The organism is Desulfonatronovibrio hydrogenovorans DSM 9292 (assembly GCF_000686525.1).
In the GTDB taxonomy this organism is placed as follows: domain Bacteria; phylum Desulfobacterota; class Desulfovibrionia; order Desulfovibrionales; family Desulfonatronovibrionaceae; genus Desulfonatronovibrio; species Desulfonatronovibrio hydrogenovorans.
The window spans coordinates 344291-363358 of sequence record NZ_JMKT01000008.1 but is presented as its reverse complement, the minus strand read 5'-3'; the positions used below and the strand labels follow the sequence as shown (position 1 = coordinate 363358).

Genomic DNA, 19068 nt, shown 5'->3' with positions numbered 1-19068 from the left:
CAGCCAGGGGAAGGCAACCTTACCTGTCATCAACAGTCCTGTAAGGCAGGATATGAGGCGTAATAAAGATCAGAACCTCTTCCATGAACTGGCCGCGATAGTCCCGCCTGAACAATGCTCCAAGTCCAGGAATATCCTTGAGTCCGGGCACGCCTTCATTGCCTATGGAACTCCGCTCCCTTGTCAGGCCCGAGATAACAATAGTCTCTCCGTCTGCCACAACCAGGTTAGTTTCGGTCTGCTTCTTGATTATGAACGGATTACCCAGGACATCACGACTGGTGTCCACTTCGTCCTTTTTCACCCGGACTCCCAGCTTTAAGTACTCTTCATCAATGATGTTCGGAGTAATTTCAAGGCGGAGCACAGCGTCTTCAAATTTGACCTCAGGATCTCCGTCTCCGTCCCTGGAAACAAAAGGAATCCTTTCTCCATTTTCAGTAAAAGCCATCTGGTTGTCCAGGGTAGTAATGGAAGGGGAAGACAGAATGTTCAGCTTCCCTTGAGACTGCAGGGCAGAAAGCTGAAACTCAAGAATATTTCCGCCCATAACTCCATACAAAAGATCCAGGGTTGCCCCTGGTCCATCATTGAACTCAGCAGGAAAGCTGATGCTGGAGTCCTCTCCAATAAAAAACCGTTCATTGCCTCTGGCTATTACCCCTGACCTGTATCTTCCTCCCCATTGAACCCCGAGCTCTCTGGCCGTATCCTGGGTCGTTTCCACGATATGCGCCTTCAACAGCACCTGAGGCCTTGGCTGATCAAGATTCTCCAGAAGCCTGATCATCCTTCTGGTATCATCTGCTACTGCCTGGATGATAAGAGCATTGTTATGTTCATCTACCTCAACCGACCCCCGGATATTGCCATCACGATCAGTGGTCAGAAATCTCTCCAGATTGGCCTTGAGCATCTCGGCATTGGAGTAGCGCACTCTAACCACTGAAGTCTGCAGCCGCTCAAAGCGCCTTGCCTCGGCATAAGCTGCTGCCCGCTCATTTTTGACATGCTCTACTTCAATATCCCTTCGCATGTCATCAATGCTCATCACCCGGAGCATATTCCCTTCCCAGTTATAAGTGAGGCTCTGGGTGCGCAAAACCCCAAGGAAGGTCTGATCCCATGGAGAGTTATTAATATTCAGACTCATATTTCCCTGGACACTGTCACTCATAATAATGTTCTTGTCTGCTGCTGTTGCCAGGGCTCGCAAGACTATCCGAACGTCCACGTCCCTCATTCTCATGGTGACATTATTTCCAGGCAGAGGCCGAGCCGGTTCCCTTTCCTCAGAAACATCATCCAGGGTTGTAAAAATATCTGTTACATCAACTTTTGTCTCTTTGGGCGGAGGAGAAAAACCCCTTGATTCCTGGGCCAGTTCCCTCCATTGATCAAAAAAAGAATCCTCTGCTGATTTTTGAGGAGCTGCGCAGCCCAAAATAAAAAAAACAGGAAGAGCCCAAAACAGGTAACCCCTTCTGAAAAGACGTCCCCAAAAAAGACTGGACACTCTATCATTCAACGGCATTGGTTTGGTCATAAAAAATTGTTACTGCCTGATTACTGTTGCGGGACTTTATCGTCACCTGGTTAGATGAAATTGACCTGACCCAAAAGCCTCCTTGAGCCAGTTCGTCTCCGACTTGATATTCAACTCCATTAATCACAGCTATACGCCGATCTCCGACTTCAATATAACCGTTGAACTCCAGGGGGCCTGGATGATGAGATTCCGGAATTAACGGTTCTTCAAGATCTGTCCACCTCTGAAATGGGTTGTTCTCCCATTCAACACGCGCTGCCTCCAGAATATACTTCTCCTTGGCACTGATTTTCAACTGGTCGACTGTATTGTTCGCCCCCTGAGCAAAATGGCTGGCTTCAGCCACCTCTGCCTCTATTCTTCTCTTGGTATCACCGGAAAAGAGATACATGGTCGAGAGCTCATACAGGCCATAGCCGATGGCGATTATCATCAGAGTGACTAATAGGCTTTGCCGTGATAACATAATTCTAGTGCTAAAGGTTAAAAACAGAGCCAGCAGGTCATGACATGGTAATCCAGAGTTTCATCACATAACGCATGCCTTCAGCCCGCTTTTGAATCTCCAGAGTTTCATAACCTCCAAAAAAAGGGACCTCCACCAACTCAAGAATGAACTTCCTGAGATCATCCAACTGACCTGACAGCTCCACTTGAGCGGCAAATTTCCCCCCTCCCCTTTCCAAAGACTTGGGGATGGGAGTAAGCCTGACCTCCTCCAGCCCGCTGTCATGAATCACTTGTTTTATCGCTGCAATAGCACCATCAATATCTTCAACATGCCATGCCTCCAAAGGGCCAAAGGAGACTGGCAGATAGTCCTGGCTGGCCTCCAGCTCCATTTGAAGCTGTTGATAAACAGGATAAAGAGCGCCGTGCTCCTCTAGAATAGCTTTAATATTCAAAATCTCTGCCCTTAATATGTCCTTTTCCTTGGCCTTGGGCTGAATGCCGGTCAGATAAATAACCGCCAAAACAAACCCGGCTAAAATTAAGTAGTAAAATGAAGGGCGTAAAAGCTTTAAGTCACTGATAAAAGCCATATCATGTCTCTCCAACCCCGATATTGATCACAAACCTCAAAACCTGTCCGTGTCCGGATAAGTACTCATTATTGCTGGCATGGATTCTGACCTCATCAAATAGAGGCGATCTTTTAAGTTTAAATAAGAAACCTGAAAGACTGGCATCCAGCATGGCTGGTTCACCTTGTACCAATCCGTTCAGCGTGACCATCCCTTCCAGTTTACGGGTTTGATTCTCCAAAGCCTTGTCCAGGTCAAGACGAAAGCTTAAGAGTTTTATATTGTCAGGTATAAGGGACACAAGTTCGCTCATCACTGCAATGCCCTTGTAGTTATTGATCAGATCGTTCAGTTCAGTTTTCTGAACCTGCAATTCACTTGACAGACTTTGCACCAGATCCCTGTTAACCAGAAAGTCAAGTTCCTCCACCTGGCTGCTCAAGACCGACAGTTCAGCCTTCTTGGCACTGAGCTGTTGAGTTCCGACCCAAAGATAGGCTCCAGCAGCCAGCACAGCAGCCATCCCCAGAACAGCGGCCAGCATATTTATCCTGCCGGATAAAACCTGGTCCCTTCTGTTGTCCGCTGTAAAAAGGAAGTTAGGGGTTATATTGTTGTCAGAAATGGCTAAAGCTGTTGCAAGTGAAAGGCTTGAGCGTTCAAATCTGTCCAGAGATGCCGTTGAAGAAAAAAGTGGCGAAACAAAACGAAAAGGATCAATTTGCTCAGTATCTATAGCTAATTGTTGGGAAAAAAAATCTGTCACACCTGGCAGGCCAGCTGGCAGTCCGGCAATTAGTATTTTTTTGACCGGCTTATGTCCCTGAACATTGACAAAATGATTCAAGGTCCTTTCCACCTGTCTGACCAGTCTTCTAAGCACCGGAGCAATCAAAGAACGCTTATCAAGGGCGTCTGTCCCCGGATCTTTAATCATTGAAGCCAGGTACTCATACGCTTTCTTTGTGGATGTATCCTGCTTCCCAGGCTGTTTTAAATGGTCCACTTCCAGTGAAGCTTCCGGGCCCGGCCAGCTTTGATCTTGTCCTTTTTCGAGGTCTAATGACTCGGTCAGGCTTTCAATTCCGGTCTTGACCAGACGGCTTAAAAGCAACCGGTCCTGTTCAAAAAGGTCAATCCTTGTGGAATCATGACCTATATGCATCACGGCAAACGGCTCTTGGGCAGTACCCAGCAACTTTCCGGCAAACATATTCCGAAATGCAAATGAAGAAGTAGTAATTCCGTCCAGTTGGTAGCCACTTTTGGAAAAGACCTCTTTAACCCTGAAGAGTTCCGAACGCGACACGATATAGGCACAGGCCAGTTTTTTCTTGACATGTCCTTCAGCAACATCGGCCATTATCTGGTAGTCAAAAAGGTATTCGTCTTTATTGAATCCCTTCTCTTTTACAGCAGTCCAGAATACAGCATTATCCAACCCTTTTTTAACCCAGGGAACCTTGACAGACCAGATCTCAGCCTTGGCAGGAGAAGTCATAGTCCATATTGATACTTGGGAATCTTGGCCCACAAATTCGGAAAAACAGCGCTTGAGAAAGGAGGGGAAGTCCGGATTATCAAAGGTTAAGCCCGATGGAATGGAAAAAACCCTGGCCTTGACCAGTTTCCAGCCACTTGAAGTCCTGCGCACTCTGGCCAGATTCATCAAATGCCCGGAAATATCAACGCCCAGTATGTCCTTGTTTTTTACAGGAAAAAGATTGCGGTTCCTGAACAGGTCGAGGCTGGATAAAAATCTCTTCCTCCCTTGTTTTTTTAACCGAGCTTGATTTCCTGACTGGTTATCCTGATTCTTTTTCCTGATAAGATTCAGAAGGTTTTCGGTTGAAGACAGCTCATTCTCTCTGGCCAAATATACTCCCGCAACTAAAACAAAGTAAAAAATATCCCGCAAGGACCAGGCCTGGGGTCAGTTCCATCTTCCACTTTACTAACTTGCTCAGGTGTCAACCAAGTCCGTCATCATCAATGACAGGGAAATACTTCCACTACATCCTAAACCGCCATGCTGGTCCAAAAAGGGCTAATGTGGTCAACTGGAAATCTAGTACAATCCCTTTAGCATTGCAACAAATCAAGCACCTGGGGCAAGCTTTTCCTAACCTCCTGTCAATAAATAACAATCTGATCATTGCCACGACAGGCCTTAGACTATTTTAACCTGGCTCTGCTCAAAATTACCCAGCAGAACCTGAGCCCAGAATCCAGTTGACACCAGACTCAGGAAGGAATAATAATCTTTCTCTTTCCGCCCCCGTAGCTCAGTCGGATAGAGCACAGGATTCCTAATCCTGGTTAGCCCAAGTTCGAATCTTGGCGGGGGCACCATAAAAATCAAGGGGTTACACTTTAAAGTGTAACCCCTTTTTGTTTTTCACTTAAATTGCCTGGCTTAGCAGCAACTCCTTGACGCAGAAAAAAGACCTTGCCAGTATCTGAAAGGTTGGCAGCGACTTACTGGCAACTGACTGAGATTACATCATCATTTTTTAATGACAAAAATCTCGGCTGATTATTGCGGAAATCTCCCAGGGCCGGGCTTAACTCTCACAAACCCTTTTTAGCCACATAAGCGGCCATGTCAGCCAGACGGCAGGCATAACCCCATTCATTGTCATACCAGGCCATCATTTTGGCTGTTTTGCCCGAGCCACCCATGATCATGGTGAACTCCTCGTCAATTACGCAGGAATTGGACTCAGCAATGAAATCCGAGGAAACCATTGGCTCCCGGGTATAGGCCAGAATACCTTTAAGATTGGTTTGGGAGGCCTCTTCAAATGCCTTTCTGTAGTCCTGAGTAGAAGTACTTTTTTCCAGGATAAGGGTGCAGTCAACCACTGATACAGTGGGCGTGGGCACCCTCAGGGAAAATCCATCTATTTTGCCTTTGAGTTCCGGAATTACCAGAGCCACAGCTTTGGCCGCTCCAGTGGTGGTGGGAATAATATTGCATGCCGCCGCCCTGGCCCGGCGCAGATCCTTGTGAGGCAGATCCAGAATGCGCTGGTCATTGGTATAGGCATGGACCGTGGTCATTGTCCCGTGATCTATCCCGAAATGATCCTGAACCACTTTGACTGCCGGAGCCAGGCAGTTTGTGGTGCAGGATGCATTGGAGATGATGTGATGGCTGGATGGGTCATAGTCCTGTTCATTGACCCCAAGGACAACTGTAATGTCCTCCTGCTTAGCCGGCGCAGAAATGATCACTTTCTTGGCTCCGGCCTGAATGTGCAACCCTGCCTTGGGTCCGGTCCGGAAAATTCCTGTGGACTCCAGAACAATATCCACCCCCAGATCCCGCCACGGAATCTGAGACGGATCACGTTCGGCAAAGCTGGCTATCTCCCAGTCTTCCACTATGATCTTGTCACTTTTTACCTCAACCTGATGGGGAAACCGTCTGTAATTGGTGTCATATTTGAGCAGATGGGCATTGGTGGCAGTGTCGAAAAGATCGTTGATGGCCACAACTTCCAGCTGCTCACTGTGGGTTTCAAGGATGGCCTTGAGCACCTGGCGCCCGACCCGGCCAAAACCGTTGATTCCTATCCTTGCTTTATTCATGCTAACCTCCGGTTTGAACTCCTTGTTTAATCTTCAAACAGCCTGTATTCAAATGCCTCCTGCAGCTCGCAATCAAGCTTAAGCTTTTGATGCAGCCTGGCATTTTCAATGGCAATGGCGCTTAGATTGGCGATAATGGTCATAAACTCAATCTCATCCCTGGAAAATTCCCGGCAGGTATCTGAGTACCCCCTGAGAACTCCGATGACTTTTTCCTCAACCTTCAGGGGCACGACCACAACTGAAGCAATGCCCTCTTCCCTGGCCTTTTCTGGATACTGGAATCTGGAATCAGAGCAGACATCGTTGATGGTCACATTTTTACCGGACAGGGCCTCCTGGTCCAAGCCGCTTTTGGCAACTTCTACCGCCCCTTTGCGCAGGTAACCCTTACTCAGCCCATGGGATGAACCCAGCAGCAGCCTTTTGTCCTCCTTGTCCAGCAATCTGATTGAAGCTGCCTTGAGGTTCATGGCCTCGGTCACCTGACGGGCGATGACCTGAAGCACATTGGCCGGATCAAGGCTGGAGTTGATAACCTTGGCCACTTCATAAAGGGAATGATAGTAATCTTTCTCTTTTGCCATAATCCTTTTCCTCCTTAAAATTTTACCTTTAAATCTCCGGCACCCACAACCGGGAAAGGATATCCTAACCACAGACCAAGTCCTGGCTAAGGACCGTTGCCCGCCAGGCATCCTTAATTGCAACCTGGTCAAGCCTTTGGTACAGGTTATACTTTGATCCGGGCATTGGCAACAAACTGTAAACCCACTAACCTCCAGCCCCTGCCGGACATCCAGTCCCGCGTCAAGAACAGGAGCCGCGATTTGTCTGACCAAAAAATTCATATAGTGGGCTGCGGCCCTGGATCAAGGGAATACCTCACAGCCCAGGCCCAGGTGGCCGTGGATGAGGCTGAAATAGTCATCGGTCCCCAGCAGCTGCTGAATCTTTTCCAGGGTGTTGCCTCCAGATCCATGCCCACTGACAAAGAAATCTCTAAAAGTCTGGACCTGATACAAAGCCTGGTCCGCCAAAAAAACGTTGCAGTCCTGGTCAGTGGTGATCCAGGCTGTTTCAGCCTGGCAAAGCTGATAATCCAGCGGTTTGGAATAAAGAGGTGCCGGGTTGTTCCGGGCATAAGCTCGGTTCAGCTGGCTCTGGCCAGGGTGGGTCTGGAATGGACCAGGGCAAAGGTCTTGAGCGTTCATGGAAGGGATGAGCAAGAAGTTCTGGATCAGATTTTCAACCATAATCCGTGCGTGATCCTTCTGGGCAGGGAATTGACCTGGATGAGCCCGATTGTTGAAAAACTGTCTGATCAAAGAGAGATATTTCTTATGCAGGACCTGGGATTGCCCCGGGAACGCATTTCAACAATTAAGAAAAAAAAAGACACTGAAGCTGAAATTTCTTCAAAATCACTCCTGGTGATATTTTCACCTCAAAGTATACCAGGCCAGGAGAGCTGAACAAAAACTATCCAGTGCCTGCTATGTGCACATTCTTCTGAGCCAGTCAGGGACCCGGATGGGTCTGCCCTGTCCATTGACACAGGCATGTCCTGTATTGCCCATCGCCAGGACCACGGACTTATCATGATTGACAACCTCATATGTAAAATCAAATGAAGCTCTGCCCCACCTGCTGATGGCTGCTCTGATGTACAGTAAATCATCGAATCTGGCCGGCCTGGAATATTTACATTCAGCCTTAGTGACCGGCAGAAAGACTCCTTTCTCCTCGATGGCAAGGTAACTGATGCCCCGTTCGCGAATATAGGTACTCCTGGCCATTTCAAACCAGTGAAGATAGTTGGCGTAATACACCACACCCATGGCATCAGTCTCGCCATAAGATACTCTGTGCAGATGCCAGGTTTCTGGAACGGGGAAATCAGTAGCTGGTTGATTCATACCTGTGGGGATTTTCCGTTAAAGGTTGAGAAAGGCTTGCCCGGAAAAAATGCACCAAGCCGGATTACTCCAGGGCAAAAGCCAGCAGGTCATGCCCCTTTTCTATGGTCAGCCCGGTCCGGGCTGCCTGGACTTCGCTGAACACTTCCGGTCCTTCAAGCTCTTTTTTGCTGTCATAAACAAGGAAAGGCACCGGATCCCTGGCATGAGTCCTGATCTTTATCGGAGTCAGGTGATCGCAGCAGATGACCATGATGTAATCCCGGCCCCTCAGGAACTCAAGCAATGGGCCGACAATCAGCCGGTCAAACCTGGCAATCGCCTCTACCTTGTCGGCAATATGGCCCATATGTCCGCACTCGTCCGGACCCTCCAGATGAACAAAGACAAAGTCCTCTTTTTCCAGAACATCCCTGGCTGCCTGCACCTTGGCCTGATAGTTGGTATCAACAAGGCCTGTTGCTCCGGGCACATCCGGAGCTGCCAGGCCTGCGGCCCTGCCCAGACCTTTGATCAGGTCTACAGCTGAAATAACCGCCCCGCTGATTCCGAACCTGGATCTGAATACCGGCAGACTTAGAGTCTTTCCCTGGCCCCAGGGCCAGATTGAATCGGCCCGGACGTCACGGCCGTCTCTTTTCAATATATCTGCCGAGGCCCTGACCAGCTCCCATAGAGGCGGATATGTCCGGAACATCTCAAGATCAGGGTCAATCACCTGGTCAAGAATATCGTGGGGAGGCCGGATAAACACCCTGGACCCTCTGGTCCGGCTGCCCTGCTTCTGGACAATGAGATGCCGGTACTGAACACCGGTATGGAAAGTGAACTCACTGCTTCCAAGTTCTTTTTGCAGCCCTGAAATCAGGGGCCCGGCCTTGTCAGTGGGGATATGTCCGGCTGAATAGTCAACCATTTTCGCCCCTGATTCCAGGCCGGTCAGGGACACCAGGTTACACCTCCAGACCAGGTCTTCCGGTCCGGTCTCAATGCCTTTGGCCACAGCTTCAATCGGGCCCCTGCCAGTATGATGTTTTTTGGGATCGTAACCCATTAAGGCCATATTGGCGATATCCGATCCCGGCGGCATATTGTCCGGGATGGTTTGACACACTCCTACCCTGGATCTGGAGGCCAGCAGGTCCATATTAGGGGTCCAGGCCTCCTGCAGCGGGGTCTTTCCGCCCAGCTCTTTCAAGGGCCAGTCCCCCATGCCGTCGGCCACAAGCATCAATACCTTGGTCATTTACAATATCCTGTAATGAACCGTTGGAGCGGTAATAAAGTCAAACTCGTCAATAACCTTCAAGGCTGAATAGACTGCCTTGAGCTGAGCCCTGTGGGTCACGAACACAATGGGTACGTCTCCCCCCTGAGGGCCGGGCTTTTGCACAGCCTGGGCAATGCTGATATTGTGCTCGCCCATGACACCGGAAACAGCTGAAAGCACTCCAGGCTTATCCTGGGCAGTCATGCGGAAATAATGTCTGGATACGGCCAGGTCCGGCTCTACCAGGTCTGCTCCAGGAAGAAGCCTTTCTCTGAACCCGGTATTGTCCACAACTGAATTGCCCTTGGCCAGGGCCATGATATCGGACAGGACCGCACTTCCTGTGGGCAGGTCTCCGGCCCCCTGTCCGTAAAGCATGATGGGGCCTACTGCATTGCCTTTGAGCAGAACGGAATTAAAAGGTCCGTCCACCTTGGCCAGGATATGATCATCGGGTAGAAGGGCCGGAAAAACCCCGGCCTGGAGATAACCGGATTTCTCCTTGACCTGGGCAATGAGTTTGATGACGTATCCGAACTCCCTGGCCAGGGCTATGTCCAACGCCTTGACCCTGGATATTCCCTGCACTGGCAGCTTCTGCAGGGGATAATCCACTCCATGGGCCAGCCTGATGAGAATAGCCAGTTTATGGGCCGCATCCAGACCTTCAATATCCAGGGTCGGATCAGCCTCAGCATAGCCCTTGTCCTGAGCAGCCTTCAGGGCTGTGCCAAAGTCCTGGTCCTTGGCCGTCATTTCGCTCAAGATAAAGTTGGCTGTACCATTGAGAATCCCGGTAATGGACGGAATTCTGTTGCCGGCAAGGCTGTCCTTGAGGGTCTGGATTATGGGGATGCCTCCGGCCACACTGGCTTCATAATAGAGGCCAAGGTTCAGGTCATGGGCCAGGGCAAAGAGTTCACTTCCCTTTTCCGCCAAAAGAGCCTTGTTGGCAGTAACCACATGCTTTCCGCTTTCCAGGCTCTTTTTGATCAGCTCCTGGGCCGTATCCAGCCCTCCCATAAGTTCGACAACTATATCAATTTCCGGATCAGCCAGAATGTCCCGGGGATCATCGGTGAACCTGGTCTCGGGTCCGGGGATGAAAGATCTGACCTTGGTCAGATCCCTGACCAGAACCCTGGTTATCACCAGGTCCTTGCCTGTTCTTCTCTCAATCCAGTCCCGGTTTTCCCGGATTATCCTGGCCAGCCCGGTTCCAACCGTACCGAATCCGGCCAGAGCCAGGTTGATCACTTTCTTTTCCATTACCCCCCCAGGACCTTTTTGATGCCCCTCAAGGCCTGATTGATGCGATGTCTGTTTTCAACCAGGGCAAAACGGACGTGGTCGTCTCCATAATGTCCAAAGCCAAGCCCTGGAGACACAGCAACCTTGCCCTCCTTAAGAAGAAGCTTGGAAAACTCCACTGATCCCATCTTTCTGAACTCTTCAGGTATCCTGGCCCAGACAAACATGGTGGCCTTGGGCCTTTCAATGTCCCAGCCCACCCTGTTCAATCCATCCACCAGAGCATTCCTGCGATCTTCATAAACATCAACGATTTCCTGGACGCATTCCTGGGGACCATTAAGGGCAATAATGGAAGCTATCTGAATGGGCTGAAAAATACCGTAATCCAGGTAGCTCTTGATCCTGGTCAGGGCGTGCACCATGTCCTTGTTTCCACAGCAGAAGCCCATGCGCCAGCCTGCCATGGAATAGCTCTTGGAAAGGGAAAAGAATTCAACGCCGACATCCCGGGCTCCAGGGATCTGGAGAAAGCTGGGGGCCACATATCCGTCAAAACAAAGATCAGCATAAGCCAGGTCGTGAACTACAAAGATGTTGTGCTCCTTGGCAAAATCCACGATTTTCTGAAAAAAATCCAGCTCAACTGTCGCGGTTGTGGGGTTGTGGGGATAACAGATTATCAGAACTTTGGGCTGGGGCCAGGTTTGCTTGGTGGCCGCCAGGAGATCCTCAAAAAAATCGCGGTCCAGACCGATGGGTATCCTGCGCACATCAGCTCCGGCAATAATGGCTGAATAGGGATGAATGGGATATGTCGGATCCTGGGCAAACACCACGTCTCCCGGACTGAGCATGGCCAGGGCCAGGTGGGACAGGCCTTCCTTGGCCCCCATGGTGGCGATGGCTTCAGTCTCAGGATCAAGGACCACGTTGTAGCGTCTCTTGTACCAGTCGCAGATGGCCCGGCGCAGATTAGGAATTCCCCTTGATGCTGAATACCTGTGGTTAACTGCTTTTTGAGCGGCCTCGGTCAGCTTGTCCACAATATGTCTGGGGGTAGCCAGGTCAGGATTACCCATGCCCAGGTCGATTATATCCTCTCCCTGGCGGCGCATCTGCATTTTGAGCTCATTTACAATGGCGAAAACATAGGGAGGCAGCCTGTTTATTCGGGCAAAGTCAGCCATGGATCAGCTCCTGTAAAATGTTGTTAGCTAATTATTTTCACATCCCAGACCTAGGATCGTCCAGAATGTCCGCCTGTTTGCATCTGTTCAAGGCAATAAAGGCTCTTTTTCATGAACTTATCATCTGAAACTGCAAACTATATTGCCTGCCCGCCACATTAATGATTCTAAAGGTCAAATGTCAAATAATTAGGTTGACGGGTATTTTTATTTTGGATAATTTTAATCCTTTACGGATGCCTTCCTATTTTGACCCGCATCCATTCCGGAGAGGTGGCCGAGTTGGCTGAAGGCGCTCGCCTGCTAAGCGAGTATAGGGGCTAAAACCTCTATCGAGGGTTCAAATCCCTCCCTCTCCGCCACAGTTGCTGCTTCAGGCCGTTGGCTCTTCCCGGGTCAACGGCCTTTTTATTTTTCATTGGATCAGGAGGCAGATGCTTGATGAAAATCCTTCAGGTCAACACCGAAAAAACCTGGCGAGGTGGTGAGAGACAGACCCTGCTGACTATAAAGGGCCTGAAACTGGCTGGCCTGGACCCTCATCTGTTATGTCTTGATGGCTATCCTTTATTCCAAAAGGCAAGTCAGAAGAATCTGCCGGTAATCGGAGTTTCCAGCCAGATTCAGGCCCTGAAAACCCTGGCCCGACGCGGGTCAGAATACGACCTGATCCACGCTCAAACCGGCAGGGCCCAAAGCCTGGCAGTCATTACCAGTCCTTTTCATCGCCGCAAGATCGTCTACACCAGGAGGGTGGACTTCATACCAAGGGGCATTGTTTCCTGGTTAAAGTACAAGCATACCAACCAGCTGGCAGCCATTTCTCCGGCCATTAAAGATATCCTCCAGAACTTTCTGCCGGGCAGGGAAGTCCCGGTCATCCCCAGCTGCATTGACACATCAAGGGATACCATGCCTGCCTCGGACCGGGCACAACAGATAAGGACCAGGCACCCCGGGAAAAAAATAGTGGCCACCATCGCAGCCATGGTCCCCCACAAGGACCCCCTGACCATGCTCAAAGCCGTGTCCAGGCTGCGGGAACTGGCACCGGACAGATTCGTATTCCTGCACTTTGGCCAGGGTGAGATGGAAAAAGAGGTCAGATCATGGATTAAGGAATTTGGACTGGAAAAAGACTATCTGCTCATGGGCTTTAGCCCTGAAGTGGAAAGCTTTTTCCCTGTCATGGATGCGTTTGTCATGAGTTCTCAGGAAGAAGGATTGGGCAGCAGCGTACTGGAGGCCTTCAGGTACGAGGTCCCGGTGGTATCCACCACAGCCGGTGGACTGGGGCATCTGGTGTCCGGCAGGGGACTGTCCTGCCCTCCAGGAGACCACGAGTGCCTGGCCCAAAACATTAACCGCCTCCTGGACGATCCGGATTCGGCCAGAATGTTCGTCAACCGGGCACAAGGATATGTTCTGGCCGAGCACAGCCTGGAAAAAATGGCCACCGACTATATCCGGCTTTACCAGGGGATGCTCAAAGAATAATCAACAGATTCAGTTCCAGCATCCCTGCAGATGACCCATACAGGCCGGACAGACCCGCAATAAAACTGAGCCTGCCTAGATCTTGACCCCGTTCTCTTGCATATCTTTTATCAGCAGTTCCCTAAGTCTTCTGCTCACCGGGCCCGGCCGGACATCATGGATGGGTTTGTCATTATACCTGACAATGGACAGGGCATCCAGAGTGGTACTGAGCAGAATGACCTCTCTGGCCTGGTATATCTCCTCTTCATGGATGGCTCGGAATATGAAACTTACCTCATTTTTAATCAGATCAAGGGCCCTCATCAGGGTCGTACCGGTCAGGGCGTTGGTCAGATCAGGAATAAGAATCTTTCCTTCCTGATTGACTATGACCACATTCTCGACACACCCTTCAGCCAGACATCCGTTTTCATCAAAACAGATTGCGTAGTTGTAGCCTTTTTCTACGGCCTCTTTTTTCATGAGTACGTTAGGCAGGTAATTGACCGACTTTATCTTGGCCATATATCCCTGTTTAGCCGGCCTGTCCGATTTATGGGCAGTGACCCCTTTTTCCACAAATTCAGCAGAAGGAGGACTGTACCTTCTGGCAACTAGATACAGACTGGCCTCGGGAGACTCCCTGAAATCAATGGAAAAACCTCCAGGTCCTCTTCCGATAAAAAAACTCAGATACCCTTCATCTCTGTCCGCAGCCCTTGCTACATCCAGCACCAGCTCCCTGATCCTGGAAAAAGGAACCGGAGGCTCGATAGCTACTGTGCGACAGTTTTTTTCCATCCGCTCCAGGTGCGCATCAAGCTGATAAATCCTGCGGTTGATGAACTTGACTGTTTCAAAGATTCCATCCCCGCGGTGAACCATATGATCATCCATGGGAATAAGCAGCAGCTTTGGATCTTTGCAGATCATTCCAATCCGGTGCTCGTAAAAGGCGAATATCTTGTCTTCACCCGGTCTGGGCAGGCTCATAAGCCGGTCCAGGTACTCCTGACCAGAGGCAATAGCAGTCATTTTATTATTTCTCCTTACCCAGATACTTCTTTCTGGCAGCAGTTATCTGCAAGACATCCTTCATGTGGGACGCCTTGCTTAGGCTTGGTAAAAAAAGGCCAGTCAGCCCTCAAACCCTGAGCAGGTTTTTCTGGACCAGCAGCTCGGATATCTGCACGGTATTAAGGGCTGCTCCCTTACGGATGTTATCAGCCACTATCCAGAGGTTCAGCCCATTGGCAATGGTCTCATCCTCCCGGATCCGCCCCACAAATGTGTCATCCTCTCCAGCTGCAAACAGGGGCATTGGGTAAATCTTTTCCGCTGGATTATCCAGGACAGTTATCCCCGGAGCCTGGCTCAAAATCGCCCTGGCCTCCTGAGGGGTTATTTTTTTCTCGGTCTCGATATTAACCGATTCGCAGTGACCGTAAAAGACCGGGACCCGGACGGTGGTGGCGGTGACCCTGACTTGGTCACTCCCCATGATCTTCTTGGTTTCATTGACCATTTTCATTTCTTCCATGGTATAATCATTCTCCAGGAAGACATCGATGTGGGGCAGACAGTTAAAGGCTATCTGGTAAGGATACACCTTGGGTTCGATTTCTTTCATGGAAAACAGGTTTCGGACCTGGGTCTCAAGTTCATCCACTGCCTTTTGTCCGGAGCCGGAAACAGCCTGATAGGTGGATACAATGACCCTCTTGATTGTACCTGCATCATGCAGGGGCTTGAGCACCACCACCATCTGGATGGTGGAACAATTGGGATTGGCAATTATTCCCCTGTGACCATCCAGGGCTTCAGGATTGACCTCAGGAACCACCAGAGGAACATTTTTATCCATACGCCAGGCATTGGAATTATCCACCACCACACAACCCGACTCCACTGCAATGGGTGCAAACTTTTCAGAAGTAGCTCCTCCGGCTGAAAATATGGCCAGGTCAACTCCTTTAAATGAATCTTTGCCAAGCTCATCCACGGTTATCTCTTGATCCTTGAACAGGACTTTGGACCCTGCAGACCTGGCTGAAGCCAGGGCAATAACCTGCCGGGCCGGAAAGTTCCTCTGTTCCAGGGTCTTAAGCATTTCCCTGCCCACTGCTCCTGTGGCTCCCACCACCGCAACTACGGGATTGTCCGACATATTACCATCTCCTGTGTCTTTTTGTTTTCAGGGTGTATCTATCCAAGGCTTTTTATTATTTCAAGACATGTTTCAGCCTTGTTCAGGGTGTAAAGATGAACTCCCGGAGCTCCGCCCTTGATCAGCCCCCTGACCTGGTTGATTGCATGCTCGGTTCCAACCCTTTTTACCTCTTCCGGGCCTCCTCTTTTTTCAGCCTTTTCCAGGGACTCCATGAACCCGTCAGGAAGTGACGCTCCGCTGAGGCTGATGCTTTTTTTGATAATGCCAATGGCTGTCACAGGTAGAATGCCCGGTATAATAGGCTTGTCAACACCTGCTGACCTCACTCTTTTTATGAAGTCAAAATAGACCTTGTTATCAAAAAAAAGCTGGGTAACTGCGAACTCACCACCCTGATCCAGTTTTTTCTTAAGAAAAAAGACATCTTCATCAAGGCTTACCGCCTCCACATGACCTTCAGGATAGGCTGCCACTCCCATGCACACATCAGGAAACTCTCTGCTGATAAAGCTGACCAGGTCTGAGGCATGCTGAAACTCTTCACTGTCCGGGACAAAACTGTCTTCCCCTTTGGGCGGATCACCCCGCAGGGCCAGGACATTCTGTACCCCGGCCTGTCTGATTTGGCTCATAAAATTGGTGATCCTGTCCCTGGAAGCCCCTACACAGGTCAAGTGAGCCATGGGTTCAAGGCCCAGCTCATTCTTCATTTTATCCACTATCTCCAGGGTGTTGGCCTGGGTGCTCCCCCCTGCACCATAAGTAACGGAAACAAAAGCAGGGTCCACCTCTTTCAATTTTTCAACCTGATCAAAAAAGGCAGGCCAGGCCGACTTGTCTTTAGGCGGGAAAAACTCCAGAGAGAAAAAGGGTGACCTCCCGGAGATAAGCTGACTTATTTTCAAAACCCACTCCTTTATGGTTCTGTAAATTATACTCAACTGCAAATGTTATAATAGACAACACCCTAAAGAATATCAAAACTCATGATGAGTGTCGACCTTGATGAAAGGGCATGCTGAAATTGGCAGAATCGGAAAAAGGGCCGGCCAGAACGATGATCAATAGGGTTTCAGGAAGGAGTTTACTCAAATATTATTGTTTTTTTTCCAAAAATAAAGACCCGGTCATCAAAAACCAGCTTGAGTGCCCTGGCCAGGACTTGTTTTTCCACGTCCCGGCCTGCTCCGGCCATGTCCTGGGCGCTGTAGGTGTGATTTACCGGAATAACTCCCTGAGTGATGATGGGGCCGTCATCAAGCTCATCATTAACAAAATGGGCCGTTGCTCCGATAATTTTTACCCCCCGGTCATAGGCCTGTTTGTATGGAGAAGCTCCAATAAAGGCCGGAAGAAAGGAATGATGGATATTGATTATCCGGTTGGGAAACCTGCTCACAAAAGCCGGACTGAGGATCCGCATGTATTTAGCCAGGACCAGATACTCTGGATCATACACTTTGACAGCTTCCCTAACCCTTTGTTCATGCTCTGTCCGGTCCAGCCCCTGGTGGGGAACATGGTGAAAAGAAATCCCAAAGCTTTCCACAAGGTCCCCCAGGCAGTCCCTGTTGCTGACCACTGCCTGAATATCCATATCCAGTTCATGGTATCTGGCCCGGATCAGAAGATCTCCGAGGCAGTGAGCCTCTTTGGTCACCATGAGTACGACTTTTTTCCGGCTCTTGGGGAAAAGGCTTACTTTGATGTCCGGCAGGCGGTCCTTCAGCGTTCTGACAACCAGATCCTGGTCAATGGACCCGGAAAATTCTGTTCGCATGAAAAAACGCTTATGCTCTTTGTCCACATACTCGTTATTCTGCTCGATATTGAGCCCAAAATCATACAGAACTCCGCTTATGGCATGAACAAGGCCCATGCGGTCAGCGGCCTCAATGAGTAGATGATAAGTCATGCGGGTAATTTGGTGTGCTGCTGGAGTGAGTCTGAAGTGGTGGCGCGCCTGGGAGGATTCGAACCCCCGGCCAAGAGCTTAGAAGGCTCCTGCTCTATCCATCTGAGCTACAGGCGCACAGGTTTAATAATGGATCACAATTACACTGGAACAAAATTACATAATTGACCACCCAGCCTCGGTCAAGGGAAAATTTCTCCCTGGTCAGGCAGCCTGTCCTTTGAGTATTGAGCTTATCCTTCTGAACGCTCCCAGATCCTCGACCCTGGAATCAGGGTCACTGACCATGGCATTAAGCATTCTCTGCAGCCTGAGAAAATCGGCCCCTCTGGTCATCCCCACCATGGCGCAGAGGATCATCTCTCTTTCCCTGGTCTCTTTCTCTGCTTCCTGCCTGATCTTCTCAGCCACCGGCAAAAAAAGGAAATTAGCCAGAACAATTCCGTAAAGTGTGGACACCAGAGTAATGGGAATACTCTTGAGAATCAGGCTGGTCTCGTCCATGCCCATCAGCAGCCCGACCAGTCCAATAACGCTGCCGGCCACTCCAAAGGACGGCGAGTACACAGCCATGCTCCTGAATACCCTTTCCAGATCCTGCCTGGCCTGAAAATTGGCCCTGGCTTCAGATGCCATGATCTCTCTGATTTCCTTTTCATTGTAGCCGTCCTTGATCATCTCCAGGCCCCTGGATGCTGCCGGGAAAATCTCCTGCACACTGGCCGGACTGACCACTCCGTGCCGGCGGTGGAGGTGCCCAAGGCTCATCAATGTATCCACCAGCCTTTTCTGCCGGCCCGGCTCTTCTCTGTACGAACTGGATGCAAACAAAACCGCTCTTTTCATAGCCAATGGCCCATAACTCATCAGGGCGGCTCCCAAGGTCCCGGACACCACCACAAGAAATGCTGTGGCATTGAAATAGATCCCTGACTGACCAGACAGGAAAAAAGCCGAAACAAAAAGCATAAAGCAGATCAAGCCTGCTGTAATGGTTTTATTGATCATATTGTTGTCCCCTGTTCTCTGCTCAATTGTTAAGAATCCTGATTTCCACCCGTCTGTTGCGTTCTGCTGCAACATACGAGTCTCCCGGGACCAGTGGTTTATTGCTTCCATGGGCCTGAATAACCATTCTCTCCGGCCTGATTGTACCCATATCCTGCAGGACCTGACCAATCCTGGCAGCCCTCATGGAAGATATTGCCCACGAACTGTTCTCTAATCCGCCGGCATCGGCAAAACCGGCTATAACGATCCCGCCCTGGGCCAGACTCAGAATTTCAGAAATTTTTTCCATGTAAATCCTGGCTTGAGGATTGATCTCTGTTCTTCCAGGATTGAAAAATGTTTCCCCGAATAAAGATATGATCAAATCTCCATCCCTGGAATGCTCGAGGCCGATACTGCCCTTGTCCGAGCCCAGCCTTTCATGGGCCAGGGAGTAGACAGGGTCCAGGTTCAGGTCCATTTGGCCCTGACGCATGGTGCCTTCCCAGGGAGCCAGAAAAACCTTTGGCACCATGGTCCGGGATTCCCTGGCGTGAAATATGAACAAAACCAGAAAAAGGATAAACATGACCATCATCAGGTCCGACCAGGGCACTGACCATGAACCATGGGTCGGCACATCATTTTTTACCGGGCTGCTGGAAATGGCAAAGGGAGCCTGATCCTGAATATTATTCATTTTTACTGCCTCTTGA

General features: G+C 49.9%; 18 protein-coding genes and 3 tRNA genes. 4 read left to right on the top strand and 17 right to left on the bottom strand.

The window, feature by feature from the left end; translation table 11 throughout:
* Nucleotides 1-19: 19 nt before the first annotated feature.
* The 4 genes from pilQ to pilM form a co-directional block, all read right to left on the bottom strand.
* Nucleotides 20-1534 (bottom strand): type IV pilus secretin PilQ, encoded by a 1515-nt coding sequence (gene pilQ / locus P771_RS0103020; protein ID WP_051617070.1) that lies wholly within the window; start codon nt 1532-1534, stop codon nt 20-22.
* Entirely contained in the window at nt 1521-1982 is a 462-nt protein-coding gene (locus P771_RS18125) for a hypothetical protein (RefSeq protein ID WP_028573968.1), read from the bottom strand. The genes pilQ and P771_RS18125 overlap by 14 nt, the downstream gene beginning before the upstream one ends.
* A 70-nt stretch (nt 1983-2052) precedes the next feature.
* The gene (locus tag P771_RS0103010) at nt 2053-2592 is read right to left on the bottom strand and encodes a hypothetical protein (RefSeq protein ID WP_028573967.1); all 540 of its coding nucleotides are present in this window, start codon (nt 2590-2592) and stop codon (nt 2053-2055) included.
* 1 nt (nt 2593) lies between these two features.
* Nucleotides 2594-4450, bottom strand: coding sequence for a pilus assembly protein PilM (gene pilM, locus P771_RS0103005; protein WP_150112116.1), 1857 nt, complete (start codon nt 4448-4450; stop codon nt 2594-2596).
* A gap of 398 nt (nt 4451-4848) precedes the next feature.
* On the opposite strand from pilM, the gene P771_RS0102995 reads away from it, so the two are divergent.
* Nucleotides 4849-4926 (top strand) — tRNA-Arg (locus P771_RS0102995).
* 219 nt (nt 4927-5145) lie between these two features.
* Here the strand turns inward: P771_RS0102995 and gap are convergent.
* Together gap and P771_RS0102985 are read right to left on the bottom strand one after the other, a co-directional pair.
* Complete coding sequence (gene gap / locus P771_RS0102990; RefSeq protein WP_028573965.1) at nt 5146-6168, bottom strand: type I glyceraldehyde-3-phosphate dehydrogenase; 1023 nt, start codon at nt 6166-6168, stop codon at nt 5146-5148.
* A 26-nt stretch (nt 6169-6194) separates the two neighbouring features.
* On the bottom strand, nt 6195-6755 hold the full coding sequence (locus tag P771_RS0102985; protein WP_028573964.1) for a GAF domain-containing protein: 561 nt from the start codon (nt 6753-6755) through the stop codon (nt 6195-6197).
* Nucleotides 6756-6998: 243 nt separating this feature from the next.
* On the opposite strand from P771_RS0102985, the gene cbiE reads away from it, so the two are divergent.
* Entirely contained in the window at nt 6999-7643 is a 645-nt protein-coding gene (cbiE, locus tag P771_RS0102980; protein WP_028573963.1) for a precorrin-6y C5,15-methyltransferase (decarboxylating) subunit CbiE, read from the top strand.
* A gap of 21 nt (nt 7644-7664) precedes the next feature.
* Here cbiE and P771_RS0102975 read toward each other — a convergent pair whose 3' ends face one another.
* The 4 genes from P771_RS0102975 to alaC all read right to left on the bottom strand — a co-directional run bounded on the left by P771_RS0102975 (nt 7665) and on the right by alaC (nt 11798).
* Complete coding sequence (locus P771_RS0102975; protein ID WP_028573962.1) at nt 7665-8087, bottom strand: acyl-CoA thioesterase; 423 nt, start codon at nt 8085-8087, stop codon at nt 7665-7667.
* Nucleotides 8088-8151: 64 nt separating this feature from the next.
* Nucleotides 8152-9333, bottom strand: a complete 1182-nt coding sequence (locus P771_RS0102970; protein WP_028573961.1) for a cofactor-independent phosphoglycerate mutase — start codon at nt 9331-9333, stop codon at nt 8152-8154.
* The gene (locus P771_RS0102965) at nt 9334-10626 is read right to left on the bottom strand and encodes a homoserine dehydrogenase (RefSeq protein WP_028573960.1); all 1293 of its coding nucleotides are present in this window, start codon (nt 10624-10626) and stop codon (nt 9334-9336) included.
* Nucleotides 10626-11798, bottom strand: coding sequence for an alanine transaminase (alaC, locus tag P771_RS0102960; protein WP_028573959.1), 1173 nt, complete (start codon nt 11796-11798; stop codon nt 10626-10628). Before alaC ends, P771_RS0102965 begins: the two co-directional genes overlap by 1 nt.
* Before the next feature lie 267 nt (nt 11799-12065).
* Between alaC and P771_RS0102955 the strand changes: the two genes are divergently transcribed.
* Both P771_RS0102955 and P771_RS0102950 read left to right on the top strand, forming a co-directional pair.
* Nucleotides 12066-12160: transfer RNA gene (locus P771_RS0102955), tRNA-Ser, on the top strand.
* A 79-nt stretch (nt 12161-12239) separates the two neighbouring features.
* The gene (locus P771_RS0102950) at nt 12240-13295 is read left to right on the top strand and encodes a glycosyltransferase family 4 protein (protein ID WP_028573958.1); all 1056 of its coding nucleotides are present in this window, start codon (nt 12240-12242) and stop codon (nt 13293-13295) included.
* A 75-nt stretch (nt 13296-13370) separates the two neighbouring features.
* Here P771_RS0102950 and P771_RS0102945 read toward each other — a convergent pair whose 3' ends face one another.
* From P771_RS0102945 to P771_RS0102915, 7 genes are all read right to left on the bottom strand, one after another.
* Nucleotides 13371-14312 carry an aminotransferase class IV gene (locus tag P771_RS0102945; RefSeq protein ID WP_028573957.1) on the bottom strand — a complete coding sequence of 314 codons (942 nt, stop codon included), beginning with the start codon at nt 14310-14312 and terminating at the stop codon, nt 13371-13373.
* A 109-nt stretch (nt 14313-14421) separates the two neighbouring features.
* A complete protein-coding gene (locus P771_RS0102940; protein ID WP_028573956.1) occupies nt 14422-15444 on the bottom strand; it encodes an aspartate-semialdehyde dehydrogenase in 1023 nt (340 codons plus the stop codon).
* Nucleotides 15445-15482: 38 nt separating this feature from the next.
* Entirely contained in the window at nt 15483-16352 is an 870-nt protein-coding gene (gene metF, locus P771_RS0102935; protein ID WP_028573955.1) for a methylenetetrahydrofolate reductase [NAD(P)H], read from the bottom strand.
* Nucleotides 16353-16531: 179 nt separating this feature from the next.
* Nucleotides 16532-17362: a formyltetrahydrofolate deformylase gene (gene purU, locus P771_RS0102930; protein ID WP_150112115.1), complete on the bottom strand. Its 831-nt coding sequence runs from the start codon at nt 17360-17362 to the stop codon at nt 16532-16534.
* Between the two features lie 40 nt (nt 17363-17402).
* Nucleotides 17403-17479 (bottom strand) — tRNA-Arg (locus P771_RS0102925).
* A gap of 87 nt (nt 17480-17566) precedes the next feature.
* Complete coding sequence (locus P771_RS0102920; protein WP_028573953.1) at nt 17567-18370, bottom strand: motility protein A; 804 nt, start codon at nt 18368-18370, stop codon at nt 17567-17569.
* A gap of 22 nt (nt 18371-18392) precedes the next feature.
* A complete protein-coding gene (locus tag P771_RS0102915; protein WP_028573952.1) occupies nt 18393-19052 on the bottom strand; it encodes an OmpA/MotB family protein in 660 nt (219 codons plus the stop codon).
* Between the last annotated feature and the right edge of the window lie 16 nt (nt 19053-19068).

Bases quoted from the DNA above. Each gene is read 5' to 3' on its own strand.
- pilQ (WP_051617070.1), bottom strand. From the start codon at position 1,534: ATGCCGTTGAATGATAGAGTGTCCAGTCTTTTTTGGGGACGTCTTTTC.
- P771_RS18125 (WP_028573968.1), bottom strand. From the start codon at position 1,982: ATGATAATCGCCATCGGCTATGGCCTGTATGAGCTCTCGACCATGTAT.
- P771_RS0103010 (WP_028573967.1), bottom strand. From the start codon at position 2,592: ATGGCTTTTATCAGTGACTTAAAGCTTTTACGCCCTTCATTTTACTAC.
- gap (WP_028573965.1), bottom strand. From the start codon at position 6,168: ATGAATAAAGCAAGGATAGGAATCAACGGTTTTGGCCGGGTCGGGCGC.
- P771_RS0102985 (WP_028573964.1), bottom strand. From the start codon at position 6,755: ATGGCAAAAGAGAAAGATTACTATCATTCCCTTTATGAAGTGGCCAAG.
- P771_RS0102975 (WP_028573962.1), bottom strand. From the start codon at position 8,087: ATGAATCAACCAGCTACTGATTTCCCCGTTCCAGAAACCTGGCATCTG.
- P771_RS0102970 (WP_028573961.1), bottom strand. From the start codon at position 9,333: ATGACCAAGGTATTGATGCTTGTGGCCGACGGCATGGGGGACTGGCCC.
- P771_RS0102965 (WP_028573960.1), bottom strand. From the start codon at position 10,626: ATGGAAAAGAAAGTGATCAACCTGGCTCTGGCCGGATTCGGTACGGTT.
- alaC (WP_028573959.1), bottom strand. From the start codon at position 11,798: ATGGCTGACTTTGCCCGAATAAACAGGCTGCCTCCCTATGTTTTCGCC.
- P771_RS0102950 (WP_028573958.1), top strand. From the start codon at position 12,240: ATGAAAATCCTTCAGGTCAACACCGAAAAAACCTGGCGAGGTGGTGAG.
- P771_RS0102945 (WP_028573957.1), bottom strand. From the start codon at position 14,312: ATGACTGCTATTGCCTCTGGTCAGGAGTACCTGGACCGGCTTATGAGC.
- P771_RS0102940 (WP_028573956.1), bottom strand. From the start codon at position 15,444: ATGTCGGACAATCCCGTAGTTGCGGTGGTGGGAGCCACAGGAGCAGTG.
- purU (WP_150112115.1), bottom strand. From the start codon at position 17,362: ATGACTTATCATCTACTCATTGAGGCCGCTGACCGCATGGGCCTTGTT.
- P771_RS0102920 (WP_028573953.1), bottom strand. From the start codon at position 18,370: ATGATCAATAAAACCATTACAGCAGGCTTGATCTGCTTTATGCTTTTT.
- P771_RS0102915 (WP_028573952.1), bottom strand. From the start codon at position 19,052: ATGAATAATATTCAGGATCAGGCTCCCTTTGCCATTTCCAGCAGCCCG.